Source organism: Desulfobacca acetoxidans DSM 11109 (assembly GCF_000195295.1).
GTDB classification, from domain to species: domain Bacteria; phylum Desulfobacterota; class Desulfobaccia; order Desulfobaccales; family Desulfobaccaceae; genus Desulfobacca; species Desulfobacca acetoxidans.
In genome coordinates this window covers 1,151,405-1,178,328 of sequence record NC_015388.1, presented here as the reverse complement: position 1 = coordinate 1,178,328, position 26,924 = coordinate 1,151,405, and the positions used below count along the sequence as shown (strand labels likewise).

27 protein-coding genes and 1 pseudogene are annotated in these 26,924 nt (G+C 49.8%); 10 read left to right on the top strand and 18 right to left on the bottom strand.

Annotated features, from left to right (window positions below; all coding sequences use genetic code 11):
• Positions 1 to 412 precede the first annotated feature (412 nt).
• Positions 413 to 1,075 (bottom strand): alpha/beta hydrolase, encoded by a 663-nt coding sequence (locus DESAC_RS05065; protein ID WP_013705991.1) that lies wholly within the window; start codon positions 1,073 to 1,075, stop codon positions 413 to 415.
• 460 nt (positions 1,076 to 1,535) lie between these two features.
• On the opposite strand from DESAC_RS05065, the gene DESAC_RS16585 reads away from it, so the two are divergent.
• The gene (locus DESAC_RS16585; RefSeq protein ID WP_013706001.1) at positions 1,536 to 2,318 is read left to right on the top strand and encodes a glycosyltransferase; all 783 of its coding nucleotides are present in this window, start codon (positions 1,536 to 1,538) and stop codon (positions 2,316 to 2,318) included.
• A gap of 190 nt (positions 2,319 to 2,508) precedes the next feature.
• On the opposite strand, the pseudogene DESAC_RS16960 reads toward DESAC_RS16585, so the two are convergent.
• From DESAC_RS16960 to DESAC_RS05015, 7 genes and pseudogenes are all read right to left on the bottom strand, one after another.
• A pseudogene (locus DESAC_RS16960) lies at positions 2,509 to 2,958 on the bottom strand (tetratricopeptide repeat protein); the annotation flags it as partial.
• Between the two features lie 855 nt (positions 2,959 to 3,813).
• Positions 3,814 to 4,344, bottom strand: coding sequence for an exosortase H (gene xrtH / locus DESAC_RS15085; RefSeq protein WP_013705999.1), 531 nt, complete (start codon positions 4,342 to 4,344; stop codon positions 3,814 to 3,816).
• A 49-nt stretch (positions 4,345 to 4,393) separates the two neighbouring features.
• Positions 4,394 to 5,317, bottom strand: coding sequence for an amidase domain-containing protein (locus DESAC_RS05040; protein ID WP_013705998.1), 924 nt, complete (start codon positions 5,315 to 5,317; stop codon positions 4,394 to 4,396).
• Entirely contained in the window at positions 5,317 to 5,895 is a 579-nt protein-coding gene (locus DESAC_RS05035) for a hypothetical protein (RefSeq protein ID WP_013705997.1), read from the bottom strand. Before DESAC_RS05035 ends, DESAC_RS05040 begins: the two co-directional genes overlap by 1 nt.
• Positions 5,896 to 6,135: 240 nt before the next feature.
• Positions 6,136 to 6,732, bottom strand: a complete 597-nt coding sequence (locus DESAC_RS05030; RefSeq protein ID WP_013705996.1) for a hypothetical protein — start codon at positions 6,730 to 6,732, stop codon at positions 6,136 to 6,138.
• Positions 6,733 to 6,967: 235 nt separating this feature from the next.
• On the bottom strand, positions 6,968 to 7,444 hold the full coding sequence (locus DESAC_RS05020) for a hypothetical protein (RefSeq protein WP_013705994.1): 477 nt from the start codon (positions 7,442 to 7,444) through the stop codon (positions 6,968 to 6,970).
• A 160-nt stretch (positions 7,445 to 7,604) separates the two neighbouring features.
• A complete protein-coding gene (locus DESAC_RS05015) occupies positions 7,605 to 8,444 on the bottom strand; it encodes a hypothetical protein (protein ID WP_013705993.1) in 840 nt (279 codons plus the stop codon).
• A gap of 888 nt (positions 8,445 to 9,332) precedes the next feature.
• Between DESAC_RS05015 and DESAC_RS05010 the strand changes: the two genes are divergently transcribed.
• Positions 9,333 to 10,181 carry an IS1634 family transposase N-terminal domain-related protein gene (locus tag DESAC_RS05010; protein WP_148231191.1) on the top strand — a complete coding sequence of 283 codons (849 nt, stop codon included), beginning with the start codon at positions 9,333 to 9,335 and terminating at the stop codon, positions 10,179 to 10,181.
• Positions 10,182 to 10,308: 127 nt separating this feature from the next.
• On the opposite strand, the gene DESAC_RS05005 is transcribed toward DESAC_RS05010, so the two are convergent.
• A complete protein-coding gene (locus tag DESAC_RS05005; RefSeq protein ID WP_013705991.1) occupies positions 10,309 to 10,971 on the bottom strand; it encodes an alpha/beta hydrolase in 663 nt (220 codons plus the stop codon).
• 550 nt (positions 10,972 to 11,521) lie between these two features.
• On the opposite strand from DESAC_RS05005, the gene hpnI reads away from it, so the two are divergent.
• Together hpnI and larB are read left to right on the top strand one after the other, a co-directional pair.
• Complete coding sequence (gene hpnI, locus DESAC_RS05000) at positions 11,522 to 12,673, top strand: bacteriohopanetetrol glucosamine biosynthesis glycosyltransferase HpnI (RefSeq protein WP_013705990.1); 1,152 nt, start codon at positions 11,522 to 11,524, stop codon at positions 12,671 to 12,673.
• 4 nt (positions 12,674 to 12,677) lie between these two features.
• Entirely contained in the window at positions 12,678 to 13,430 is a 753-nt protein-coding gene (larB, locus tag DESAC_RS04995; RefSeq protein WP_013705989.1) for a nickel pincer cofactor biosynthesis protein LarB, read from the top strand.
• 86 nt (positions 13,431 to 13,516) lie between these two features.
• Here the strand turns inward: larB and DESAC_RS04990 are convergent, their stop codons facing one another.
• The gene (locus DESAC_RS04990; protein ID WP_013705988.1) at positions 13,517 to 13,984 is read right to left on the bottom strand and encodes a (Fe-S)-binding protein; all 468 of its coding nucleotides are present in this window, start codon (positions 13,982 to 13,984) and stop codon (positions 13,517 to 13,519) included.
• 30 nt (positions 13,985 to 14,014) lie between these two features.
• Positions 14,015 to 14,431, bottom strand: coding sequence for a thioesterase family protein (locus DESAC_RS04985; protein ID WP_013705987.1), 417 nt, complete (start codon positions 14,429 to 14,431; stop codon positions 14,015 to 14,017).
• A 213-nt stretch (positions 14,432 to 14,644) separates the two neighbouring features.
• Between DESAC_RS04985 and DESAC_RS04980 the strand changes: the two genes are divergently transcribed.
• The 3 genes from DESAC_RS04980 to DESAC_RS04970 all read left to right on the top strand — a co-directional run bounded on the left by DESAC_RS04980 (position 14,645) and on the right by DESAC_RS04970 (position 16,589).
• Complete coding sequence (locus DESAC_RS04980; protein WP_013705986.1) at positions 14,645 to 15,577, top strand: LysR family transcriptional regulator; 933 nt, start codon at positions 14,645 to 14,647, stop codon at positions 15,575 to 15,577.
• A 416-nt stretch (positions 15,578 to 15,993) separates the two neighbouring features.
• Positions 15,994 to 16,251: a glutaredoxin family protein gene (locus DESAC_RS04975; RefSeq protein ID WP_013705985.1), complete on the top strand. Its 258-nt coding sequence runs from the start codon at positions 15,994 to 15,996 to the stop codon at positions 16,249 to 16,251.
• The gene (locus DESAC_RS04970; RefSeq protein WP_013705984.1) at positions 16,248 to 16,589 is read left to right on the top strand and encodes a ferredoxin-thioredoxin reductase catalytic domain-containing protein; all 342 of its coding nucleotides are present in this window, start codon (positions 16,248 to 16,250) and stop codon (positions 16,587 to 16,589) included. The genes DESAC_RS04975 and DESAC_RS04970 overlap by 4 nt, the downstream gene beginning before the upstream one ends.
• A gap of 165 nt (positions 16,590 to 16,754) precedes the next feature.
• On the opposite strand, the gene DESAC_RS04965 is transcribed toward DESAC_RS04970, so the two are convergent.
• The 5 genes from DESAC_RS04965 to DESAC_RS04945 form a co-directional block, all read right to left on the bottom strand.
• A complete protein-coding gene (locus DESAC_RS04965) occupies positions 16,755 to 17,129 on the bottom strand; it encodes a hydrogenase maturation nickel metallochaperone HypA/HybF (protein WP_013705983.1) in 375 nt (124 codons plus the stop codon).
• Between the two features lie 292 nt (positions 17,130 to 17,421).
• Positions 17,422 to 17,973: a hydrogenase maturation protease gene (locus DESAC_RS04960; protein ID WP_013705982.1), complete on the bottom strand. Its 552-nt coding sequence runs from the start codon at positions 17,971 to 17,973 to the stop codon at positions 17,422 to 17,424.
• A gap of 296 nt (positions 17,974 to 18,269) precedes the next feature.
• Positions 18,270 to 18,962: a class I SAM-dependent methyltransferase gene (locus tag DESAC_RS04955; RefSeq protein ID WP_013705981.1), complete on the bottom strand. Its 693-nt coding sequence runs from the start codon at positions 18,960 to 18,962 to the stop codon at positions 18,270 to 18,272.
• A 31-nt stretch (positions 18,963 to 18,993) separates the two neighbouring features.
• Positions 18,994 to 21,408: a Lon protease family protein gene (locus DESAC_RS04950; protein WP_013705980.1), complete on the bottom strand. Its 2,415-nt coding sequence runs from the start codon at positions 21,406 to 21,408 to the stop codon at positions 18,994 to 18,996.
• A 79-nt stretch (positions 21,409 to 21,487) separates the two neighbouring features.
• Complete coding sequence (locus DESAC_RS04945; protein ID WP_013705979.1) at positions 21,488 to 21,967, bottom strand: GreA/GreB family elongation factor; 480 nt, start codon at positions 21,965 to 21,967, stop codon at positions 21,488 to 21,490.
• Positions 21,968 to 22,219: 252 nt separating this feature from the next.
• Here DESAC_RS04945 and DESAC_RS04940 point away from each other — a divergent pair, with 252 nt between their 5' ends.
• The 3 genes from DESAC_RS04940 (at position 22,220) to DESAC_RS04930 (ending at position 25,002) form a co-directional block, all read left to right on the top strand.
• The gene (locus DESAC_RS04940; protein ID WP_013705978.1) at positions 22,220 to 23,005 is read left to right on the top strand and encodes a sulfide-dependent adenosine diphosphate thiazole synthase; all 786 of its coding nucleotides are present in this window, start codon (positions 22,220 to 22,222) and stop codon (positions 23,003 to 23,005) included.
• 253 nt (positions 23,006 to 23,258) lie between these two features.
• Positions 23,259 to 24,704 (top strand): Asp-tRNA(Asn)/Glu-tRNA(Gln) amidotransferase subunit GatB, encoded by a 1,446-nt coding sequence (gene gatB / locus DESAC_RS04935; protein WP_258164936.1) that lies wholly within the window; start codon positions 23,259 to 23,261, stop codon positions 24,702 to 24,704.
• Positions 24,705 to 24,804: 100 nt separating this feature from the next.
• Positions 24,805 to 25,002 carry a nucleotidyltransferase domain-containing protein gene (locus DESAC_RS04930; RefSeq protein ID WP_148231189.1) on the top strand — a complete coding sequence of 66 codons (198 nt, stop codon included), beginning with the start codon at positions 24,805 to 24,807 and terminating at the stop codon, positions 25,000 to 25,002.
• Between the two features lie 360 nt (positions 25,003 to 25,362).
• On the opposite strand, the gene DESAC_RS04925 is transcribed toward DESAC_RS04930, so the two are convergent.
• A complete protein-coding gene (locus DESAC_RS04925) occupies positions 25,363 to 25,821 on the bottom strand; it encodes a GNAT family N-acetyltransferase (protein ID WP_013705975.1) in 459 nt (152 codons plus the stop codon).
• A gap of 46 nt (positions 25,822 to 25,867) precedes the next feature.
• Positions 25,868 to 26,758, bottom strand: coding sequence for an Mrp/NBP35 family ATP-binding protein (locus tag DESAC_RS04920; protein ID WP_013705974.1), 891 nt, complete (start codon positions 26,756 to 26,758; stop codon positions 25,868 to 25,870).
• Positions 26,759 to 26,924 lie beyond the last annotated feature (166 nt).

Sequence of the window (26,924 nt, the reverse complement as noted above, 5' to 3'; positions counted from 1 at the left end):
GATAATATAATTTATTTATTTGGGATAAATTAAGAAATTCCAGACCCTTGGTTGATTTTAGGTTATTAGATCAAGTGCAGCACTCCGGTTAACCGAAACTAAGCCGTGATTTATTAAGAATTTGAAGTTCTTTAATGTAGGGTGGACACCTCCCGCCATTCCTTGATCTATTCTCTCAGAAAGCTGAAGTATTACGATCAAGTATAGCCTATCTTGGTCCTCATATCAAAATCTTTAAATGAACCGGCTAAAGACGTAATTATTTGCGAGTTGCCTAAAGAAAACGAATATCCTGTTATCAAAGTTAAATTTCCAGGTATCCTGATATTGTTGTAACATTTGCATCGAGGCGTAGGTTCAAAATCTTTCCTGCCAGAGCAAACAAGCCAATCGGTTATTTTGCCAAAGGTTCTCAGGTATCGGAACCCGATAAGGTTCTTTGGTATTTTTGCAGGATATCATACAGGGACCTTTCAAAACCGGCAAAAAAGTGGCTGCAACCCGGCAGTACCCTGATCTTGGGTCGGCTGTCCAGGGGAGAGGTCTGGAACAGATATTCCAACTGAGACAGCGGGCAAAAGTCATCCCGGTCACCGACGATGATGAGGCGGAGTCGGGGCGTTTCGGGCAAATAATTGATCTCCATCAGGGCGATGGGCGGGGCAATCAGAATGAGGTCGTCAGCCGGCGTCCCCTGGATGAGCGCCCGGCTGGCCACGGCGGCGCCGAAGGAATAGCCGACTATGACCTGCGGTCTCGCAACGCGGGTGGCCAAAAAATGCATCGCGGCCTGAATATCAGCCACTTCCGCCTGCCCCCCGCCGTAGTCTCCGGTGCTCAACCCCACCCCCCGGAAATTAAACCGGAGTGTGGTCCAGTGGCGGTTCTGAAAGGCGCGGGCCGCCGTCCAGACCACGTTGTTATCCATATCGCCGCCGTACAAGGGATGAGGGGAAGTGAGCACCACCCCGCCCGATTCTCCGGCAGGGGCCAGGCGTCCTTCCAACGTAACGTCAGCCGCGGCAAAAATTACTTTTTCTTCTTGAATCTCCGGGTTCCCCTGAGCTATGGTCATGTTTTGCATCCTCTGATATAAAATGATAACTGAAGCGGGGCGAATACGAGATTTGCCCCTACACTGGATGGAATTAGGTTGCGGGCGAATACGAGATTCGGTCCTACGCTGAAGATAAGAGCTTTGCCCATCAATAAATGATTCTCATGGCTTGCGGGTGCTTTCGAAAAAATGACAATTAGTTCTGCAAGAGTCTCCATTATCTCATAAAAATAATGGCGGCGGCATTAGCAAACGAATTTGCCATTAAATTACGGCATTCTGGGCCATCGTGGTTTCGGAAATGAGTAACACTTCAGTTGTTTGGGGCGAATACGAGATTTGCCCCTACAGACGGGTCTGTCGATGCTGTGGTGCTGTAGGGTGGGCACCGCCAACCATGTTCCTGATCTATTATCCCAGATAGCTGAAGTATTACGGAAATGAATATGTCCAATTCTCTGATCGGCAATAGTCCCAGATGAACCTGATTGCGGCTCTATTTGCTAGCCTTTGCTTTTGCGCCCTGGTCTATCAGTTCAGTGCCATCATTGCCCTGATCTGTTTCCGACGGCGGCCTCTTCCTTCCTGTCAGAGTGGGGTCTGGCCGGGAATTTCTCTGTTGAAGCCGGTCAGAGGGCTGGAGCAGGACTCTTACGATTGTCTGGCCAGCTTCATCCGGCAGGATTACCCGGCCCGGCAGATTCTCTTTGGCGTTGCCGACCCTACCGATCCTATCCTGCCACTTTTAAGAGACTTGCAGGCCACCTTCGGTGAAGTTGACATTCGCGTCGTCATCTGTCCGCAGGAGCTCGGAATGAATCCCAAGGTCAGCACCCTGCGCCAGTTGCTACCCTTGGCGGTCTACGATTATATTCTCATTTCCGACAGCGACGTCCGGGTCAGGCCTGATGCCCTGCGCGTTCTGGCCGGAGCTCTCCAGGATCCGAAGGCGGGACTGGCCACCTGTTTGTATCGCCCGGGGCCGGTGGATACCAATGGCGCCGCCTTGGAGGCGATGACCATCAGCACCGATTTTATCCCCTCAGTGGCCATGGCGTATTACGTGGAAGACATCCGGTTTGCCCTGGGGGCGGTGATGGCTTTATCCCAGGAAACATTGGAACGCATCGGCGGTTTCGAGGGGATCGCGGACCATCTGGCCGACGACTACCAGTTGGGGCTTCGCGTATCTGAAGCCGGCTTGCAGGTGCAGCTTTTGCCTTATGTAGAAGATAGGGTGATAATTTCAAAGATTTATTGAATTCTGCAATGGCGGAGATTAATTTGCCTTGTTTTATGCCTTCGAGGCCTCGCCGGTTATGCTCGCCGGCCTTGCTCTTGTCTTGCTGGCTAATTGGATAGTTGGGTGGCAAGAGCTTGGAGTTGGTTCTCAATCCCATGGATTTCAGAAATCTTCTTCTATGCAAAAGCTCCTTATTGCTACTAGCGATTGCGTAGGCTTCTCCATAGTCCGATATGGCTTGATCCTGTAAGCCTATTATGGCCGCAGCGTCACCCCGACGAATCCAGGCTTGAACATTTTTCGGATTCAATTCCAAAACCCTGTTAAAGTCAGAAATGGCACGGAAAGGTCTTCCCGCGTCCAAATGTGTCCGGCCTCTCAAGAGAATAACACTCTCATCATTAGGATACATTTCAATCGCCACTTCCAAGTCGGCAAGTGCTTCCTTAAACATCTCCTTTCGCCGGTAGGCAATGCTCCGGTTAATCAGGGCAGTGCAGTACTTTGGAAAAATATTAAGGGATTTGGAATAGTCTTTTATTGCATCATCATATTTTCCCATTGCCCGGTAGGTAATGGCTCGACTGTTATAAGCCTGATAATATCTTGAATTTATGGAGATCGCTGTTGTGTAATCAGAAACTGCCGCTTGGTACATGCGTAGTTCAAAATAGACCCTGGCGCGGTAGAAATAGGCTGGCGCAAATTTAGGACATAATTTAATGGCCTGAGTCAAGCTTAGCAGTGATTCGTTATATGATTTCTCGTCAAATTGCCTTATTCCTTTTGAATAAATATCTTTAATATTTAGACAAATGCGTCGAGCTTTCATATCATATAAACATAACGGAGCAAGAAAGATAATTAGTAGCATGCAGATAAAGAATATTGTATCTCTTGGTTTTATAAACTTTAATATGTTCAAAAAAAATGTCTTCATAGTATAATTTCTATTGAAAGACCTCTGTTATCTCTTTTTAATAGTAAAACTAAACCGACCCAAACTAATACGGTTAACACATGTCGTATGATAACTTTGGAAACGAGAGTAAACCATTCAATAATTACCGCAGTGGCTCTATCATACTCAATGATCTCAACAATCTTCTGCTTTTCACTTGTTGACCATACCGGATAGTGTACATATAACCAATTGTACATGCTAAGATAAACGCAGATGATTTGAAATATAAAAAGTATGAAGGTGCCAATAATAATCATCTCTAGCCGGATTTTCCAAGGTATTCCCGAAGTCGATAGGCAAAGGGTGATCATCATGATGTTGCAAATGGTGTACCATGCCATATTGGGAAAGAAATATATGCCACCGATGTCACAATACGGCTTATTTTGGAGATTAAGTTCTGGCAGGCCTAATGGGAGGTTTGTCGCAATGTAACCGATTCTTATCGAAACTTGCCACAGAAACGCTTCATAATATAAATAAAAATAGTGCCATAGAAGGAGTATAATTATATAAAATAAGATAAGTCTACAAACAAAAGGTAGTATTTTAGTTATCGGAGGTTTCTTGCTCTGGTTTTGATGAGGCCCAGAATATCCATAAAATAACCACAAAAAAAATGAAAAGCCCTTGAGAAACATGATCGTGCACCATTTTGAAAAGGCTGCGATGGTATACGCCAATCAAGAAGAGACTCACGACACGCACCATATTGAGAGCATAAATAACCGAGGAACCGCCAGCGATTCCAAGAAATTTGTGTCTTAGCGTGGACGGATAGGCGAAAACGGCGCATACAAAAATTCCAATCTCATAGATAGCGTTACACCCATCTTTTACATCCACGCTGAATCCAGCTCCCCAAAGAGCGGTGTGATGGCTGTGGGCGTCCACACCCCCAAGCCTGATAAGCCACGCCGCCTGTCCGCAGATAGTCGCCGTAAAGGGTTCAATTACGATTTGCCTGATCCGAACGGGGTGCAGGACCAGACAAATTGCTATCAAAAGCAATATGAAAAACAAACCTCTTTTCAAAATAGAATTTTTCAATACGGAAGAGTGAACGCCCTTCTTTTCCATTTTTATCTATTCCTGATGAAGCGATTCCGTAAGAACTCGATTCAGGTTTTTACCGCCCCTCAGGCAAAGACAATAAAACCAGGTGGAGTATATAAGCTGCCAAGGGCGCGCAGATAAGTGTCCCGACTATATCCGGCATCGACACATACCCAAAAACCGCTGTTGCCCCAGCAAGCCCCAATGCTGCGGCCGAATAGACCCATCTGATGGCCTTATAAAAAAGCTTTCGGTTGTAAGCCATCCGATATGCATTTGATGCTATACATAAGCTGCCGCACGCTGAAGGGAGTACTGGGGATTGGCCGCGTACGAAACCTAACACCAAAGACAGCATCACCATAGTAAAAAAAATACGCTTCCATTCCGAGAGGGTGGGAATCGCGGTAGGGATTGTGATGTGGATGAAGCGGACTGCCACATGATCAACACTGGTCCAATGCTCGCTAAGCCTTGAAATTGAGTGCGCACAAATGTTTTCACTTCCAACGTAAACGACACTATGTTTCCACCCGGTGCCATCGCGGTCATACTGAATCACATCGCCCGGCTGAAGTGCATTAACCGAGTCTACAAGTTCTCCCCGGCCGCTGAGGAGCCAGCCTCCCAATGCCACAACGCCGACATAACCATACACATATGGGCTGTAGGGATGGTCGACGTCAAGCCCGCCGCCGGGTTCGCCGATGGCGCAGGATACGAAGTGGGAGCAGTCACAGCCATGGGGATTGGCATACTTGTCCTCATCGGTCATAACACCACCTCCTGTAACGCTCACAGGATCTCCTGAACAGGTCCTGAAAATCCAGCCGTCAGTGCAGTACTTTTCGGCATAGGCCTGGGCGTATGTAACCGCTCCCTGCCGGTGGTATTGTTGTTGCGCCTGCACCATGTACGGAATCATTAATAAAAGAGAAAAGATCATGACACATTCGATAAACGCCATCCTTTTCCGAGATCTTTCCGGAGCCTGCATCACTTGCCTCCCGTAGCCGGGAGTGTGGAGTCTTCTCTTTTGATAAACAGAAAGGAAGACAGGACCCGTTCGAACGCTTCTCTGTCCAAACGAAAATTAGAAAACCGAAAACGTAGATCGTCTTTCCGGACCATGGTCGCGGGAAATCTTCGGGAATCGCAGCCTTTCCAGGGAGGGCCGTTGGCCTGCACCGCCGCTTCGCCCCCCACAAGTGGATAGCTCCAATCAATGGTCTGCATGAATTCAGAATACGATATTCCGGGGCGACAGAGTTCATATAGGTTAATTGTCATTATTTCCTGAAGGGTTAAGTCATCGAGTTTTCTCCCAGCAACGCGCGCTTTGGGATTTGGTTTAAACGCTGTGATTTTCATCGCTATTTTGTCATTTTCATACATTTCTATAATCAATCCGTTATACTGTACCTGCACGATCAGGCCGGCCGGTGGCTCGAATTGATAGCCGTAGGGCTTATTGACGACTATTTTCGAATCCTCACCCCATGCCTGCGGCAGAAAGAAAGCTACAGTGAAACAGAGGCTCACAATGACAATCAGCGTTGCAGTTTTTCTATTCATTAAACACCTCCTTTTTTTGCCATCTTTTGTTCTTGAATGCCGCTTCCATATGATCAAGATCGCCACGGTCAAATGGTTCCGAAACGCCGCTTATTATTGGCTTCACTGACCATCTTATCAGCCCCCCATATTTTTATTGTTGTTGCGCCTGCACCATGCACGGAATCATTAATAAAAGAGGAAAGATCATGACACATTCGATAAACGCCATCCTTTTCCGAGATATTTCTGGAGCCTGCATCACTTACCTCCCGTAGCCGGCAGTGTGGAGTCTTCTCTTTTGATAAACAGAAAGGAAGACAGGACCCGTTCGAATGCTTCTCTGTCCAAGCGAAAATTATTAAACCGAAAACGCAGATCACCTTTCCGGACCATGGTCACGGGAAATCTTCGGGAATCGCAGCCTTTCCAGGAAGTGCCGTTGGCCTGTACCGCCGCTTCGCCCCCGACAAGTGGATAGCTCCAATCAATGGCTTGCAAGAATTCAGGGTCCGATGTTCCATACGGGGGTCTACAGACTTGATATAGTTCAACCGCAATTCTTTCCTGAAGGGTCAAATCATCGCTTCTTTTGATTTCGCCGCCGTAAGCAATACTTCCCTTGGGATTTGGGCCAAACGCTGTGATTCTCATTGCAATCTTGTCATTTTCATACATTTCTATAATCTCTCCGTTATACTGTACCTTCACTATCAGGCCGGCCGGTGCCTCGAATTGATAGCCGTAAGGCTTATTGACGACTATTTTCGGATCCTCACCCCATGCCTGCGGCAGAAAGAGAGCTACAGTGAAACAGCGGCTCACAATGACAATCAGCGTTGCAGTTTTTCTATTCATTAAACACCTCCTTTTTCTTGCTCTAACCATCTTGTGTTCTTGAATGCCGCTTCCATATGATCAAGATCGCCACGGGCAAATGGTTCCGAAACGCCGCTTATTATAATAGCGCCTGGAGCGCACCAGGCTATCTGGAGTGACAGAAGAAATAAAATCGTGGTCAATATTGATATCCTACAGGCAGTCGATACGACTTTCATGTACGCACCTCCGTGCTCGATGAATGCACTGTTCTTTAACGGTTAGGAGGAGAAGGAGGGTTGCCATACACAAGGTCGGGAGACACGTACGGCCCACCCTCATAGATCTCGACACCGTTGATTTTCGGCCACCATCCTTGCGTCTCGACGATTATGCCATCGCCTACTATCGGATTGGCGCGGGTTGCATCGATGTAAATGAATCGGCAGGCGTGGACGAATCGGTACTCCGGTTCGTCATTTATCCAGAAGAACCATGTCGGGGTCTGAATCGTCCTGGAAGATCCCGGATACGGTGGTGTGTTGAGCATGGAAGGTTCCACCACAGTTCCCGGCTGGAGCATGTTTTGAGGGCCGAAGGCCATCAGGGTGTCTTTGTTGGGACTCGGGTTTATTACCTGTGCAATGAGGACTGAGATCGCCTGGTCTCTCGTGAGCGCATCGGCCCGTGCGAAACCGGGCATGCAGGCGCACAACACAACTGCGCTAAACAGCCAAAGAACTCTTGACATGGATTTGCCTCCAAGGCTTGGTTTGAGTGATCGTTGGGCGCTCATTTACCGGATCGTTAAGGGGGTCTCTAAGGATGGGAGAAGCGCCGGACGTGGTTGTCACCTGCACATCTCCAGGGAGGGCTTCGTTATCTGCCTTAACAGACTTACCTCCTTGGCTTCATTTTTCCAGAGCAGGGATGACCAAATCCAAATACTTTTTTACGTCAGTCATTTTTTGCTCTCTCGAAAAACGTACCCCAGCAAGGTCTGGAATAATAGCGTAATAATTTTGAGGGTTAGTCCGTTGTTGAAGCATTAATGCCACTCGTGCCACAGAAAACGGTTCCCTGTAGAACGGAATTTTCATCATAGATCCAGTTGGATGGTAGTTCTCAATAAAGCTTTTGAATCTTTTTAAAGCTTCCAAGTTTGCTTCAAGAAATATCTCTTCCCTGCCATAAAGCTGCTCCTTAAATGGAGGGAAAAAGTATAAATGTGTAAGTGAATCTAATGTAGTAGTTGTATTAATAATATCTATCTTCGCCATTTTAGGATCAAGATTTTTAACCAGCATTTTATAAACTGAAAGTATTCCTTTCCACATATCACTTCTAGAGAATAATTCGGCAAAGCCATCATGAAAAACTCGCAGTCGTATAAAGGCAACATCTTCATGGGTAGCATATACACCCATAATATTCGCGAAATAACTACCAGAAAAACATTCCCGTGCGAGAGTTTCTGTATCAAGCGAAGCATAATGACCTGATGGTTTTATAAGGTTAGCTGGTATCGAGATTTCTCCTCTGTCTTTCATATCTATAAAATGCGATCTAATTTTCTCATACTCTTGTTCCCTTTCCGGGCTTACTGTTTTTTGATTAAATTTCTTAATCATCTGATCAATGCCATATGCCGGCGCTACTAAAATAATCTTATTAGAAGCATATACAGGATAAATAACCAGGAAAAATATAGCCAATACCAGGATTGATTTCTTGCAATTCAATAATTTCATTGTGAACTCTCCCTTTGAGAATATACAAGAATACCTTCTACTGCTGAGATCAAATCACAGACGTTAGTTTTTTGGTCATTCATTTAATATGTTCATTCACCACAGGGGGGCGCGACCGCATACCATCTCCTTCCCGATACCATGCCTGAAATGATCCATCAGACCAACCCATAACTTGAGCGCAACAAATCCGGCCTAACCCGCTTTATTCATGATATTTTGAAAAAGATAGCTAACTCATTTTAATGCCATAGATTAACAGGCTTACCTGAAATACAGACTGTTTTTTTGCACAGGCTGGAAAGCCTGTGCCACCGGGTATATGGGATTTTGATGAATTATCCGGGCTAAGGCATCCGGCAGCATGCCGCAGCCTTTTGAGGGACTGGATTTAGCAACTTCCCAATAATATTATTGAAATCACCTTTGCGGATAGTATCCGTAACATACTTTAAAGATTATTGCTTGGACGCTATTGTTATTTACTCGTATTTTATTGCTATTTTTTGTGTTGGGCCGCTCTGCAGGATTGAGAATATGACCCCGCTTTATTCATGATATTTTGAAAAAGATAGCTAACTCATTTTAATGAAATGGATTAACAGGCTTACCTGAAATACAGACTGTTTTTTTGCACAGGCTGGAAAGCCTGTGCCACCGGGTATATGGGATTTTGGTGAATTATCCGGGTGACGAGTTGTCAAGCTGTTGGGACCTGAATTTCGGATGAATAGTCATATTTAAGGGGTAGAGAGAATATAGAGTCCAGGATTCATGCGGGTTTTATGATTTTGAGGGGATGATTTTGGCCAAAATACATAGGCACATGTTTTATAATTTTTATCTTTATAACTCGAGATAGTATATGCTTACATAATAGGCATGTATTTGCGGACCACAAAACGGAAAAATAAAGACGGCTCCATCGTGGAATATTTCCAATTGGCCCATAATGTCTGGAACCAGCAAAGCAGTCAAGCGGTGGCCAAGATCATCCACAATTTCAGCCGGGCCGATGAATTGGATCGGGGGAGTCTTATACGCTTGTGCAAATCCATTGCCCGGGTTTGCGGAGCGGAAGTTAATGAGATCACTGTTCCCCAGGAAAAAAGTCTAGCTGGCCGGGATCAAGATTTACTTCCCGACGAGGTCAAGCTAATCCAAACCCGGGAACTTGGCACGGCAATGGTCTTGGAAGTGCTTTGGGAACGGTTAGGGATAGCGTCGGCGCTCAAAAATATAATTAAACAGAAGGGTTATAACGAGGCCTATGAACGGGCGCTTTTGGCCATGACCGCCAACCGTTTGTGTGAACCGGAATCGAAGCTGGGCTTCTGGAATCGCTGGTTAAGCAAGGTACATTTACCTTCCTGTCAAGACCTCAAATTAGATCAGATGTATGAGGCCATGGATTTTTTGCAGGCTCATAGCGCCACTGTGGAGGAGGCAGTATTTTTTCGCACGGCCCATCTCTTCAATCTGGATGTTGATCTCATTTTTTACGATACCACCACGGCGGCGTTTCCCCTTGAAGAAGCAGAACGACACTGTCAACTCCCTTGGGAGCGGATCAAAGACGATCTAAGTTCCCTTCAGGCCACCGAATTTCAGACCCCGCAATTTCAATTCTTTCAGCGGCATGAACCTTCCCGAAATCTGCTTTCGACTCTCAAATCTCTTGATATTCCAATGCCTAGAGTTGTTTTAAACATCAATCCTATCACTACTGAAACATAGGCACACGACTGATTTTTGCTAGTCTCCCAATTAACTGAGATTACATTGATTATAGCTCAGCGCGTGCCTATGCGTCCGAAATGCAGGCCAGAGCAAACAAGCCAATCGGTTATTTTGCCAAAGGTTCTCAGGTATCGGAACCCGATAAGGTTCTTTGGTATTTTTGCAGGATATCATACAGGGACCTTTCAAAACCGGCAAAAAAGTGGCTGCAACCCGGCAGTACCCTGATCTTGGGTCGGCTGTCCAGGGGAGAGGTCTGGAACAGATATTCCAACTGAGACAGCGGGCAAAAGTCATCCCGGTCACCGACGATGATGAGGCGGAGTCGGGGCGTTTCGGGCAAATAATTGATCTCCATCAGGGCGATGGGCGGGGCAATCAGAATGAGGTCGTCAGCCGGCGTCCCCTGGATGAGCGCCCGGCTGGCCACGGCGGCGCCGAAGGAATAGCCGACTATGACCTGCGGTCTCGCAACGCGGGTGGCCAAAAAATGCATCGCGGCCTGAATATCAGCCACTTCCGCCTGCCCCCCGCCGTAGTCTCCGGTGCTCAACCCCACCCCCCGGAAATTAAACCGGAGTGTGGTCCAGTGGCGGTTCTGAAAGGCGCGGGCCGCCGTCCAGACCACGTTGTTATCCATATCGCCGCCGTACAAGGGATGAGGGGAAGTGAGCACCACCCCGCCCGATTCTCCGGCAGGGGCCAGGCGTCCTTCCAACGTAACGTCAGCCGCGGCAAAAATTACTTTTTCTTCTTGAATCTCCGGGTTCCCCTGAGCTATGGTCATGTTTTGCATCCTCTGATATAAAATGATAACTGAAGCGGGGCGAATACGAGATTTGCCCCTACACTGGATGGAATTAGGTTGCGGGCGAATACGAGATTTGCCCCTACACTGGATGGAATTAGGTTGGGGGTGGATACCAGATTTGCCCCTACGCTGGTTGGACTTAGGTTGGGGGCGAATACGAGATTCGGTCCTACGCTGAAGATAAGAGCTTTGCCCATCAATAAATGATTCTCATGGCTTGCGGGTGCTTTCGAAAAAATGACAATTAGTTCTGCAAGAGTCTCCATTATCTCATAAAAATAATGGCCGCGGCATTAGCAAGCAAACCTGACATTAAATTATGGCATTCTGGACCATCGAGGTTTCGGAAATGAGTAACACTTCAGTTGTTTGGGGCGAATACCAGATTTGCCCCTACAGACGGGTCTGTCGATGCTGTGGTGCTGTAGGGTGGGCACCGCCAACCATGTTCCTGATCTATTATCTCAGATAGCTGAAGTATTACGGAAATGAATATGTCCAATTCTCTGATCGGCAATAGTCCCAGATGAACCTGATTGCGGCTCTATTTGCTAGCCTTTGCTTGTGCGCCCTGGTCTATCAGTTCAGTGCCATCATTGCCCTGATCTGTTTCCGACGGCGGCCTCTTCCTTCCTGTCAGAGTGGGGTCTGGCCGGGAATTTCTCTGTTGAAGCCGGTCAGAGGGCTGGAGCAGGACTCTTACGATTGTCTGGCCAGCTTCATCCGGCAGGATTACCCGGCCCGGCAGATTCTCTTTGGCGTTGCCGACCCTACCGATCCTATCCTGCCACTTTTAAGAGACTTGCAGGCCACCTTCGGTGAAGTTGACATTCGCGTCGTCATCTGTCCGCAGGAGCTCGGAATGAATCCCAAGGTCAGCACCCTGCGCCAGTTGCTACCCTTGGCGGTCTACGATTATATTCTCATTTCCGACAGCGACGTCCGGGTCAGGCCTGATGCCCTGCGCGTTCTGGCCGGAGCTCTCCAGGATCCGAAGGCGGGACTGGCCACCTGTTTGTATCGCCCGGGGCCGGTGGATACCAATGGCGCCGCCTTGGAGGCGATGACCATCAGCACCGATTTTATCCCCTCAGTGGCCATGGCGTATTACGTGGAAGACATCCGGTTTGCCCTGGGGGCGGTGATGGCTTTATCCCAGGAAACATTGGAACGCATCGGCGGTTTCGAGGGGATCGCGGACCATCTGGCCGACGACTACCAGTTGGGGCTTCGCGTATCTGAAGCCGGCTTGCAGGTGCAGCTTTTGCCTTATGTAGTGGAAACGAACAACCGGCGGGAGACGGTAATGGGCTACCTCGCCCACCAACTGCGATGGGCCCGCACCTACCGGGTCTGCCGCCCCAAGAGTTATTTGGCTTACGGCATTACTTTGGCTTTTCCTTGGGGGGTGCTGGCCTGGTCGGCATCGGCCTTTGCCCCTTGGGCGGGTTGCTTGGCCCTGGGCTGTCTCCTAGTCCGTTTCTGGGCAGGTCTGGTGGCTCATTATTATTGCCTGGCCAGCCCGCTCCCCTGGCGCTACTGGCTCTTGTTTCCGATAAAGGAGATATGCGCTTTCGCGCTGTGGGTTTTAAGCTTTCTGGGAAATGAGATTAGCTGGCGAGGTCAGCGGTATCGGGTGGCTCCGGACGGGCGGCTGAAAAAAGTAAAGGAGTCTTAGACTCATGGATACAATAGATCTGCAACAGATTCTTCTCCAGGTGCAATCAGGCCGCCTCGGGATTGACGAGGCCCTGCAGCGGTTGCAACACCTGCCCTATGAAAACCTGGGTTTTGCCCACGTGGACCACCACCGTCAACTGCGCCAGGGTTTTCCCGAGGTCATCTTGGCAGCCGGCAAAAGCATTGAGCAGATAAGCGCTATCCTGAGATCATTATTGCAGGGCGCTTCCCAAATCCTGATCACCAGGCTGGCCCCGCAGCAGGCTGTTACTCTACAGGAATCCTTTCCGGCTGCCGAATATCACCCGGTCTCCCAAATCATGACCTTCGGTTTGCAGGAGGCCCCTGACCGGGGTCGGGGTCTGATCCTGGTGATGTCGGCCGGGACCTCGGATATCCCCGTAGCCGAAGAGGCCTTGCTCACCGCCAGAATCATGGGCAACCGGGTGGAGCCGATCTATGACGTAGGGGTGGCCGGTTTACACCGTCTGTTGGCTTATCAGGAAAAACTTCAGGAAGCCTCCGTCTTCATCGTCGTTGCCGGTATGGAGGGAGCCCTCCCCAGTGTGGTCGGGGGTCTGGTCAAGCGGCCGGTCATCGCCGTCCCTACCTCTGTCGGCTACGGCGCCAGTTTTGGAGGCATTGCCGCTCTGCTGGGGATGCTCAATTCCTGCGCCTCCGGAGTTGCGGTGGTCAATATCGACAACGGTTTCGGCGCCGGTTACGTAGCGGCGCTCATCAACCGTCGGGAGTGACCTCAGACTCCGGACTGGGATGGAGTCTATGCCTCCCGGCATCCGTGCCGGGAAACCATAGTCGGGGGGTTGGACCCTGCCAACGGTCATAGATGAGGACAGTCGGACAAGGAGGCGTTCCCCTCGTTAATCTGCACCGCCAGGATCAGGCAGGTAGCATAACCGCAATCGCCGCAGTTGGTTCGAGGCAGCATTTTTAAGATCTCAACCATGCGTGACGGCTGCACCACCTCAAACCGGGGCTGAATCTCCTGCCGTTTTTCCCAGGTATCATTGATGATATCCCGCAGCCAACGGATGATCTGCTCGGCCTCGGTTTCGTCCGTAAGGATGTTGATAGCAATCTGCCGGGGGTAGAAAGTAATGAGTTTGGCCTGATATTTGATGGTCAAAGACGGCGGCTCCGGGAAGTATAAATGCCCGCGCAGGACGCGGTTCAGTTGCGGCAAAATAGCAGTGATATCACCATCCAGATGCGCCACCCCCCGCAGATGCCCCGCCCCTGGGTTCGGCGGCCGGCAGAATTCCCAACGATAGCTATGGATCAACATCATTGCCCCTCCTCGGAAACGGCCCGGGAATCTTTAGCGGGCCTTGCTGGCGGCCTTGATCCGAAAGCGGTCGGCGTCGATAATAAATCTTTCGTGCACCCCCTGAGAAATCAGTTCGCTCTCATCGGCAGCCTGAACCATAAAAGTGAGTTTGCGGCCTTCCACCTGGCTCAGTTCCACCCTGATGGTCACGGTATGCCCGGGCGGCGTCGGGGCTGAGTGGGATAACTGAAAGCCGATGCCGACGGTCTGCTCCCGGGGCCAGTCCAGGAATGGCTTGATGGCCTGGATACAGGCCCATTCAATCAGGCCCACCATGAAGCCGGAGGCCAGAACCTTGGGCATCTGCTGGAATTCCTCGGATTCGGGCAGGAGATGCGGGACGGTGCGCTCCAAGGGAACCTGATAACGAAACTCGTAGGCCAAACCAGGCTTAAGAGCATCTTTCATACAACCCTCCGATCTTGTCAAAAAATATAGTCTCCGGTTGTTGGACAATAATTAAATTTTCTACAGGCCAGAAAGCCTGTTCCACCAGGAAACCAGTTCATGATTCGCGGGTGACCGACAGGTAATGGCAATTAATCGTTGACTTCATTGTAGATCGGGTTAAACTATTAGTAAAATTAATTATAATAATTATAATAATAAGATAATTTAATTATGGAATGGCAGCAGCTTTTGGGTTTCTACCAGGTTGCCAAGTTGGGGAGCTTTACCAGGGCTGGCGAGGCAACCTATCGCAGTCAATCAGCCTTAAGTCAACAGGTTAAGGCCTTGGAAGAAGAATTGGCCTGCCCATTACTAGAGCGGATCGGCAGACAGAGATTACGTCTGACGCCGGTCGGAGAATTGGTTTTTCGGTTTGCCGAAACTATTTTCGCGCTCTCAGAACAGCTCCAAGCGGAGCTCAAAGCCAGGCAAGGGGGGCAGATCGGCAGGCTTACGCTCGCGGCGCCTTTTACTACCATTTACCATCTGTTCCCCAAGGTATTACGCTTCTACCGGGAGCAGTTCCCCCAGGTGCAGTTGACCATTTTAGACCGTTCCCAATCGGAGGTTATCACTCTGGTAAGGTCTGGAGAAGTCGATATGGGGATCGTCTCGGCGTCCCAGGCCCCCCCGGATTTGACAGCCCGTCGCTGGCTCGAAGTGGAAACTTTTCTGCTCACCCCTGTGGGCCACCCCTTGACCAGGGAGCCGGAGGTGACAATGGCCGAAATCGCCCGTTATCCCTTGATTTTGCCGCCTAAGACACCGACTTATCCCCGGCGGAGTAAAATGGAGGAGGAACTCAAAAGGTTGGGGCTGGAATACCACATTATTATGGAATCTTCGAATGTGGAGTTGAGTTCCTTGTACGTGGAGATGGGATTGGGAATTACCTTGGCGACCCTGGTTAAAAAAGAATTACCGGAGTTGCATGCCAGACAGTTGGCCTTCCTGCCGCTGACGCATTATTTTCCCCCAGATTGGATTACCGTCCTGATGAGAAAGAATAAGCTCTTGACTTCCTATCAGAGTGCTTTTCTAAATATCCTGCTGGGAAAAATACAGGGCTGCCCGAGCGATGGCGTTGTCGGCTTAAACAGATAATACGGTCGGTGGTGGTCCGGCTTTGGCTGCCGAGATGAAAAAAAACCAAAATTTCTGGTATGATACAGCCTTGGTTTTTGATATACTATATCATGGGATAACACTTTAATTGTTTGGGACGAATACCAGATTCGCCCCTACAGACGGGTCTGTCGATGCTGTGGTGCTGTAGGGTGGGCACCGCCAACCATGTTCCTGATCTATTATCTCAGATAGCTGAAGTATTACTATTAAGGGATAACATTACAATTGTTTGGGACGAATACCAGATTCGCCCCTCCGGGTGGGCCTGTCGGTGCTGCAGTGTTGTAAGGTGGACGCCGCCCACCATTCCTTGATCTATTCTCTCAGATGGCGGAAGGATTACATTGCGGTTTTTATAAGTCCTATACCTTTTTGATCCTGAGGAATTTTTTATGCAACCGTCCGACATTAAGCTGTATGCCCTCAGTACCTGTTCACATTGCCGGAACTGTAAGGAATTTCTGGCACAATGTGGCTTCGAGTATGACTGTGTCGATGTAGACCGGTTAGAACCGGGAGAACGCCGACAGGTCCTCGAAGAAATAAAAAATATCAATCCCAACCTCTCTTTTCCCACCCTGGTCATTGGCGACAAGGTAGTGATCGGGTTTAAAAAAGAGGAAATTCAGGAGATCCTTAATTCCCGATGAAGGTAGCCGAACTCTACGAGATGTTGAAGCAGACCCAGGAACCGAAAGGCTATTACTTTAACCAGGATCAGAACCTTGTCCAGGCTCTATTGGCGGCACTCCTGGAAAATAAAGCCCGCTACGGCTATATGAGCTGTCCTTGCCGTTTGGCCTCCGGAGACCGCAATTGGGATCAGGATATTCTCTGTCCCTGTATCTACCGGGAGGCTGACGTCAAAGAATACGGGAGCTGTTACTGCGCCCTGTATGTTTCCCGGGCATGGAACGAAGGCACAATCAGCCGGAAATATGTCCCGGAACGTCGGCCGATGGAAAAGACCTTAGGCCCCGGAGTGTGACGGGTCTTTCAAAAAATGGCAGGATAAGGTCACGGCTAGGTTTTCTGGCTTTTTCGAAGTTAGGTTTGCAGTTGGTAGCCGCATATTAATTGCTGCGATGAGGAAAACTGCGCCATGTATAACCAGGCAGGTCTTGTCTCCGGAGACCGTACCTGAAAGGTGGAGCTAATCCTCCAGGACTAACTCTACGGCATCTACCCCGCGACCTCCGGTGATACTGGCAATGGTACCGCACTGAGGACATTCGGTACAAGGCAGGGGGTCGTGTACATCCACCCCCTCCTGGCAGGGACCGGCATAACCGCAGCGCGGGCAGGCTATGGCGCCGGGAATGACATTGAGCTTCAGGACAGAGTGTGCCAAAGCGGTTTCTTGCACCAGTACCTCGAAAGCCTGACGGAATGACTCGGGGGAATGAATATCGAGGGCGCCGATCTGCAATATTACTTCTTTCACCTCTCTACCTTGAAAATCAGCACCTTCTTCTAAATTTTTTAAAATTGTTTCGACGATCCTTTGCATAAGTGAGTATTCGTGCATTTGGCCCATCCTCAGGGAAATATTTCTCATTTAAAGGCGTTCTGCAGTTCAGTGCCCTGTCTCACCCCTGCCTGCGGTTCCATCCTCTGCATTTTTCTATCGGTTTGTGAGAAATTATAGTTTCCGGTTTCTGTTTTATGGCTGTTAGTTAAGAAATTAAGTTCCGCACAGGCTGGAAGCCGGTCCCCCGGAAACCATTTTTATGGTTCGTGGGTGTTTTTGAAAGAATGGCAATCAGTTTTCCCGTCACATCACCAGCACTCTTTCCAAACTGCGAGAACACGCCTATATCCTACTTCGATGAGCTCAACGAGCTTTTGTGGTTTAGATCATAATTTTCCACCGTTACCCCTGAATCGGCTAGGATGGCGACCAGGCGTTGGCAGGCAGTCTCGACCGCGGCAGCTAAAAGTGGTGAAAGACCTAAAGACACCTCCTTGGGCAGAGATTGTACCTGGGCCGCCAGCAGACGGATATCCATACCTGTCTGTTTCTGTAGGTCTTTCAAAATATTTACCGCCGGGAATTGGTGCAGAGAAAAGGCCAGCATTTTTTTTGCCGGAATTTCATCCACCGAGAGTTCGAACACCTCACCCGGCTGCCTCCCTGATTCATCCACGGCATCGACAATGATCAACCGGTGCGGTTTTTTTTCGCTCACGGCCAGGTTAACTAACATTTCCCAGATAGTGGCCCCGACCTCGATCAGACCCGCTCCGGCAGGAAGGTGGCAATGATTTCTTAAATAACTGATAACCTCCGGTCCAAAGCCATCATCACCGAACAGAGTATTCCCACAACCGCAGATTAATACTTTATTATCGAAAATGTCTTTTCCGGCCACGGCAATTATTCATGTCAACCGACAATTTTTGACCTGGAAACAGATTTTCCCGCACCAGGTGCAGAAGTTATTTCCCATACAGGCGTTTCGTAGAATCTTCATTCGTAGGATTTAGTGTCGGTAGGTTAAAATGTGCAATACCTATGCCACGAATATAGCCCGTAAGTGGTGAATATCTCAATGGATAAAAATAACACCCGTCAATTCTTGAAACATTTCTCCCCATCCCCAGGGGGAGATCTTCCCACGATGCCATTTCTAACTTTTCAGAGCCAATGGTTGGAGCTTTAGGGTCATTATGGTTGTTTGGCCTGCATCTCAAAGAAAAGAATTTTCTTATCCCCCTCTTTCGACCCTAGTTTTTTCTCCTGATAGCGGACGGAGTAGTTGCTGCGCATCATTTCAAAAAATATTTTAGGTCCCAATCCTCTGATGCCCTGGGTAATATAGATCTTGCCCTGCGGTTTGAGATAGGTGGCAAAGATGTTTCCCAAGGAGGCGAAGGTCTTTTCCTCATAGAGGATATCCGAGCCGACAATCCAATCATACCTGCCGGTCAGGGTCGGCTTGGTCCAATCCAGAAATTCCACCGCGACATTGGTCAGGTTGTTGTGATAGACGCTTAGCCGGGCAAAATTGAGGGCATCCGGCATGTTGTCGGTTAAAGTGATCCGATGGCCCCGCCTCCCGGCACAGAGACCGACAAAACCCAGGCCAGCACCGATTTCTAAGATTTCTCTTGCCGGCTGCGGTTCTTGTCGAACCAAAAAGTCCGCCAACACGAGAGCGGCATCCCAGACCATAGCCCAATAGGGAAAATTTCCCATAGACAGTGCATTGGCCTCAATGTTGCTTACTAGATAGCCCTCCAAATTCTGAAGCTGGAGTATTTTGAGCTTTACGGAGCCAACCTGGATATCGGCCCATTCCAACTGGTAGCGTTGGGAGAGTTCTTCCCACAATGTTTTTGAGACTGCTGCGCTTATCATAATTTAACTCTGGTAGAGCAGGCCGGGCTGCTTATTCGTCGCCTTTCTTGCCCTCTTCCTCTTTCATCAACTTACGGGCGGTTTCCATCATGAATCGCAGTTTTTGGTCCACCCGAGCATTCAGGGTATCCGGCGGAAAACCACCTTCTGGCAGGGGTGCTCCGGCCGGCAAACCGGTAAGGATTTCTAGAGCTTCGTCCACGGAACTCACAGCCCAGACGTGAAACAGACCGGCGCGTACTGAATCTACAACCTCTTGCCGCAGCATCAGTTCCTGGACGTTGGACTTGGGAATGATGACCCCCTGCCCACCGTCCAACCCTCTAGCCTTGCATACTTTATAGAACCCCTCCACTTTCCAGTTGACGCCGCCGATGGGCTGAAATTCCCCTCGCTGGCTCACCGAACCCGTCATGGCGATGTTTTGCGCCAACGGGGCCTCGGCCAGGCAGGATAGCAGGGCGATGAGCTCTGCAGCCGAGGCACTGTCTCCATCCACCATACCGTAACTCTGTTCAAAGGTCAGGTGGGCCGACAGCGTCAAGGGCTTATCCTTGGCAAAACGGCTGCGCAGAAAGCTGGAGAGAATCATCACCCCTTTGGTGTGGATGTTCCCTGAAAGCTTCGACTCCCTTTCGATGGCCACCACCCCCTCTTTGCCCAAAGAAACGGTGGCGGTAATGCGGCTCGGCCGGGCAAAGGCGTAATCTCCCAGCATATAGACCGAGAGGCCGTTGATCTGGCCGACCACGGAGCCGCTGGTCTCGATAAACAACATGCCTTCCTGGATGTAGTCCTGCATCTTCTCTTCGAACAGGTCGGAGCGGAAGATTTTTTCGCTGACGGCCTTTTCCATGTCGTCGCCGTGGATTATGGTATGTCCGTTCTTGCTGGCCCAGAAATTGGCTTCTTTGATGATGTCAGCCAGTTCTTGTACTTGCAGGGTCAGTTTATATTTATGACCCACCATCTCACTGGCATACTCTACCAGGCGTGCCACCGCGGTGTTGTGCAAAGGCGGCAGTCCTTCTTTATGAGTATAGCTGCGGACAAATGAGATCAGACGCTCCAGATGATGGGGTGTGCGTTTCATGATCCAGTCAAAATCGGCCTTAATCTTGAAATGTTTATGAAAATCCTCATCATAATTATAGAGCAGTTGATAAATCCAGGGACTGCCGATGAGAATCACTTTCAGGTGCAGGGGTATGGGTTCCGGTCTCAGAGACTTGGTAGTAATGAGGCCCAACTGTTCGCCCAGGTCTTCAATTTTAATAACCCTCTCCTTCAGGGTCCTTTTCAAGGCCTCATAGGAGTAATACCATTTCAAGAGGTCGAGGGCATTGATGATCAGATAACCGCCGTTGGCCCGATGCAGGGCCCCGGGGTGAATGAGCGTGAAGTCGGTGAGCAGTGCGCCGAATTGCGCCCTACGTTCGATGCTACCGAAAAGATTGGGATACGTAGGATTGTGTTCTACTATGACCGGCGCCCCCTTAGTCTCGGAATTGTCCACAAAGACATTCACCTGATACTGGACAAAGCTCGGCTCCGGGGCAGGAAAGGGAAAGGGTTGCGGGGCGCCCGGACGGCGCTTTAAGTCGTCAACATTCTTGAGAATATCTTCTTCCAACTGCTTCAGGTAGTCGGTCACAGCCGGATGCTGTTGATATTTTTCGATGAGTTCCTCAATCAAATGCCCAACTACGAAGAGAGCCACATCCTGGTCCAACTTCTTTTCCGACAGTTGGAACTCCTTTTCCATCTTGCGGATTTTTCTCAAAGCCTCATTCATTTCAGTGTGCAAAGCGGTGGATTTCTGCCGCAGTTCTTCCCGCTCTGCATCCGACAGTGCCTTGATCTCCTCCTCAGTCAAAGGCTTGCCCTCGCGACCGGGAAAGATCATCATACCGGCCTGCGAAATATTCAGGATAAACCCCTCGGCTGTCGCCTGTTCATCTAAGTCTTTGAGAATATTATTGCGCTCCCGGGTGAATTGGTTAACCAGGGCTTCCCGCCGATTGCTGTAGTCTTCACTCTCAAAGACTTCCGGAAGCTGCACCTTCAGGGTGTTAATCAACTCATCCACATCATTGCGCAGAGTCTTGCCCATCCCGGTGGGCAGGCGCAAGGCTCGGGGTTTTTCCGGTTCTTTAAAATTAAAGACATAGACGTAATCCGGAGGAGTTTCCTCCTGTGCGGCCAACCGTTCCACATGGGCCTTAATCATCTCCGTCCGGCCCGAGCGCGCCAGACCGGAGACAAAGAGATTAAAATCCGGGTCTTTCATCCCCAGACCGATCTCCAAAGCGTGCATGGCCCGGTATTGAGCCATCACCGGTTCAGGACGGATTTCTAAATCATCTGTTGTTTCAAATCCCATCTGAGCGGCTGAACATACTTCGCGCAATTCTTCCGGCTTCAGCTCCCATTCATGTATTGGCATGAATCCTCCTCAGGATCACTCGAGAGATCAGGATCAAGACGTTCCTGCTCGGTAACCGTTCATCGGCCAATCAGGACTATTAGCAGCCCGCCATCTGGATCTCCAACACCTGATACCAGCGTGGTCCGCCGGGCGGGTTGAAGCCGATCCTCTCACCCACTTTTTTCCCTAATAAGGCCTGTCCTAACGGGGACTCGATCGACAGATGACCCTGGCGGACATCGGCCTCGATGCTGCTCACGAGATGAAAAATCGAAATCTCTTGAGTAATAACATTGCAGATCTTAACCCGGCAGTTAAATCTAACCTGCGAGGCAGTAAGATTACTTCCTACTAAGACTTCTGACTGGGCAATGATCTCCTGCAAATGGTGAATCTGTCGGTCCACCTGAACCTGGCGGCTGCGGGCCTCCCAGTATTGGTCATTTTTTTCCAGGCGGCCGTCCGCCGCGGCCTCCATAACGTCCTCCAAGATGCGGGGCCGGACGATGCGCCGCAGGTGTTTCAATTCTCTGAGCAGCTTCCGATATCCTTCCTGGGTCAATATTACCTTTGGCATCAGTCCACTCATTAGCCTTGATAATCTCTGAACATCCCCTACTACCCTGTTGTAGTTTATTAATCTATATCCAAAAACCCGATGAGGGTCAAGCAAACTCCAAAACCCCGAGAATTGAGAAGTCGATTATGTTCTATCTTCAAGCCTCCGGCGTGACCACGGATTTTAAGGACCTAAGGAAAAATACTTTCTTGCCTATCGCTGGTTAGGCAGGTATATTCCCCTCAATAACCTGTTCAAGGAGAAAATGGCATGGGTTTAGATGAAATTATCATTAGCCGAGCGATTATAGAACGATTTATGGAAAAATTTCTGGATAATCTGGAGTTGGACGTGGCTATTGTAGGCGGCGGCGTCTCCGGATTGGTAGCCGGCTGGCGTCTGGCCCAAAAAGGTCGCAAGGCGGCTATTTTTGAACGCAAGCTCTCGGTCGGCGGCGGCATGTGGGGCGGCGGCATGATGTTTAACGAGATCGTCGTCCAAGAGGAGGCCAAACATCTATTAGACGAGTTGGGCATCACCTCGCGTCCCTATGACCGGGGTTATTATACCGCCGATGCCATCGAATCCACCACCACCCTGGCCTCCCAGGCCATGAAAGCCGGCGTCAAGATTTTTAATCTGATCCATGTGGAAGACGTCATGGTCCGGGAAAATCGGATCGACGGCCTGGTCATCCTCTGGACTGCGGTCAATATGGCCGGGCTGCATGTTGACCCACTGACCATCCGGGCCAAACACGTTATCGACTGCACCGGTCACGACGTCGAAGTCATCAAAATCTTCCTGCGGAAAAATCAGCCTGCCTCCCTTAAAACCGAAACCGGCGGCATCATGGGGGAGCGCTCCATGTGGGCCGAAGTCGGCGAAGCGAAGACGGTGGAATATACCTCGGAAGTCTATCCGGGCCTGTGGGTGGCTGGCATGACTGCAACCGGCACCCTGGGAACTTTTCGGATGGGGCCGATTTTTGGCGGGATGATGCTCTCGGGTGAAAAGGCGGCCAACCTGATCGATGAGCGATTAAAGAAAGGGTAGCGCCCGGCTAGGGGCGCCTACAAGTTTTCATATTCTGGGGAACCCAACGAAGCCTGAGAATGCTGATTAAGGCGGGATGCGCTTTGCTTTCCCGCCCTACTGGAGAACACAAGGAAGCATGAAAATCCGCAAGTCCCGAGTAATCAGTTCGCAATGTCGGCTTACGGTTTAAGGCTTACGGTTTTCATTTAAGTAACCAGGGGGCGAATACGAGATTCGCCCCTAGGCGGGTTGGAATAGGAACAGCCTGGTTATATGGAAAAGTAATATGGAATATGAGGTAGTTATCGGTTTAGAAGTTCACGCCCAGCTCTTGACTCAAAGTAAAATCTTCTGCGGCTGCGCCACGACCTTCGGGGCTACACCTAATAGCCAAACCTGCCCGATCTGTCTGGGTATGCCCGGCGTTTTGCCGGTGCTTAATAGAAAAGTGGTTGAATATGGGCTGAAAATGGCCCTGGCCACCCATTGCCTGATCGCTTCTTACAGCAGGTTTGCCCGGAAAAATTATTTTTATCCCGACCTTCCTAAAGGTTATCAGATTTCCCAGTATGAGCTTCCACTGGCGGAGCATGGCCGGGTGGATATTGAAGTGGACGGGGTCAAAAAGCAGATCGGCCTGACCCGGATACACATGGAGGAAGATGCCGGCAAACTCATCCACGATGAACAACTTCCCATCAGCTATGTGGATTTCAACCGCACCGGCGTCCCCCTGCTGGAAATCGTCAGCGAACCAGACCTGCGCACGCCCGATGAAGCAGCAGCCTACCTCAAAGCCATCCGCAACATCCTTCTCTATTTAGAGATCTGCGACGGCAATATGGAAGAAGGCTCTCTGCGCTGCGACGCCAACATTTCGCTGCGACCGCAAGGCGCCACGGAATTCGGCGTCCGAACGGAATTGAAAAATATGAATTCCTTCCGCAATGTCCAGCGGGCCCTGGAATACGAAATCCGGCGGCAACGCAGCCTTCTGGATGCTGGCGGCGAGGTCATCCAGGAGACCCGCCTCTGGGACGCCAACCAGGGAAAGACCTACTCCATGCGCGGCAAAGAAGAGGCCCATGACTATCGTTACTTCCCTGACCCGGATCTAATCCCTCTGGTCATTTCCCCCGAGTGGCTCAAGGAGGTCCAGGCCACCCTGCCGGAGTTGCCCGATGCAAAGAAAGAACGATTCATTTCCCAGTATGACCTGCCGGAGTATGACGCCGGCGTCTTAACTCAGGAGAAAGCTTTGGCCGATTATTTCGAAGACTGCGTCCGAGACTTTCCGCAACCCAAGAAAGTCAGCAATTGGATCATGTCCGAACTCATGCGGGAACTTAAAAAAGAAGACCAGGACATCCAGACCTGCCCGGTAGCGCCTACCGGTCTGGCCCGCCTCCTGACCCTGGTAGAGGAGGAAGTCATTAGCGGAAAGATTGCCAAGAGCGTCTTTATGGAGATGATCGCCAGCGGCAACGACCCGGACGCCATCGTTAAAGCAAAAGGTCTGATTCAGATCAGCGACACCGGTTCGCTGGAAACCCTGGCCCGAGAGATCCTGGCCGCCAATCCCAAGGAGGTGGCGGATTTTAAGGCTGGCAAAACCAAGGTCATGGGTTTTTTCGTGGGAGAGATGATGAAAAAGACCAAGGGCCAGGCCAACCCCAAGTTGGCGAACCAGCTTTTGAGTCGCCTGCTCAAGGAATAAAGGACCCATGCCGGAATCGAGCCCGAACCGAGACCAACCCATTGTTGGACCCTCCCGGAAAGAACATCTCCGCCGAACCTTGGCCTTATGGGAAAAATCATTGGCCGCGGAACTGCAGCTAACGGAAACAGGCCCGACAGCTTTTACTGGCACGGGCCGAACGGGAATTGCCAGCTTTTTTTCAGAAAAAACGGGTAAAAAAGTCTACTTAACCGGATCGCTGCTCCGGGCAGAATACTTCTACCCCTTTTCGGACATCGATCTGGCGGTGGAAGGGCTTCAGGAAGATTATTTGTAACACTTCAGTTGCTTGGGGCGAATACAAGATTCGCCCCTACAGACGGGTCTGTTGATGCTGTGGTGCTGTAGGGTGGGCACCGCCAACCATGCTCCTGATCTATTATCTCAGATAGCTGAAGTATTACGATTATTTTAAGCTGCTGGTGGACCTGGAGGAATTCATGGGCCGTTGGGTGGATGTCATTGAGTTGGAGAAATGCAGCTTTCGGGAACAGATAGAGCGCTGGGGAATCAGAATAAGTGGACTGTGATCGAAAAAGATCTTGATACCTTCAGCACTTTTTTGCAGGAGGCTTTAGAGCTGGAATAAAACGTTCGATTGGCCGACCTTAGCCAACCCCATTTAGTCGCCTGATATTTAGACAAATCGCAGTTTCATAATATAAAAGGCGTCATTCTCGTAATCGCTATCGATATTAACTACTTTCAAAGTCTTAAAGCCAAACTTTTCGTAGAGCCGCTTAACGTCGGTCTTAGTGATTTCCACATCCAATTCTACGCAGGTTACCTTCCTTTCACGGAGAATATTCAACGCCTTTTGCATTAATTGAGAGGCAATACCTCGACCTTGAGCCTCCGGATGAACCGCCACCCTCATAATCACGCCTTTTTTGGCGATTTCGCAACAGCAGGCAATAATAAAACCGAGGACTTGGTCTTCTTCATAGACAAAAAAAATATCCCGGAGAGCAGGGCGAAACTCGCTTTCCTGCCATTGTTTGTCAAAACAGAGGCGTTCGACGGCAAGAATCTGGGGAAGGTCCTCCGGTACGGCCAGCCTGATTTGGGATCGAACACCTTCCTGACTGTAACCCATGGGACCTCCCCTCTGGTAGTTTCTTGATCGGCTCTAGAGCCTGCACTTACTGGGACGACTTGGCGGTGATGCCTTTCACCAGTTCGCCAAAGGCCTTTAAAAACGGACTTTCCTCAGGCTGCAATTGGGTTATGCGACCCATATCGGCCAATTCCACCAGATGCGGATCGAAGGGCAGAGATCCCAATAGGGGGACATGCGCCGCGGCGGCCAGGCGTTGACCGCCGCCGGAAGAAAAGAGCCGGATCTCCTTGCCACAACCCGGACAGATGAGGCGGCTCATATTTTCCACTAAACCGACGATGGCCATATTCGTCTTCCGGCAGAAATCGATTGACTTGCGGACATCGGCAAGAGAAATTTCCTGAGGCGTAGTGACAATAATGGCCTCGGCTTCCGGTATGGTTTGTATTACCGATAAAGGTTCGTCTCCCGTCCCGGGCGGTGCGTCAATGATCAGGTAATCCAGTTCACCCCAATCCACATCACTGATAAATTGTTGTATGGCTTGATGTTTCAGAGGACCACGCCAGATTACGGCGCTCTCCCGGTCCGGCATAAAAGCCTCGACCGAAACTACTTTTAAATTCTCCAGGCCTTCGACCGTAAAGAAAAGATGTGTCGTGGTGGGATCGAGAGGCTTGTTCAGACCCAGCATACGTAGAACATTCGGTCCGTGTAAATCTACATCCATGAGTCCGACCCGGTATCCCTGCCTGGCCAGAGTCATCGCCAAGGCTACGGCAACACTGCTTTTGCCCACCCCACCCTTGCCGCTCATGACCAAAAATTTATGTTGGATGCGATTCAGGGTTGAACGTGCCAGGGCCTTCTCGAAATGTTCAGGATGCTTGTCATGACTGTGTTCGCAACCGGAACCTTTAGAACCGCATTGAGAACAGGAAGGTTCGTGAGATTTATCGCTCGATTTTGACATGTGTTATGTCACCTCAACTTACATCGGATTTTTAATTATCTGCGTTTTTAGATAACACCTGAGTAACGTGCTTAATCTTGACGACCGAGTTACCTTACACCACCGCCGAAAAAATACGGTGAACTTATGTTCAATATGGTATACTAATCATTATTATTGCATTTGT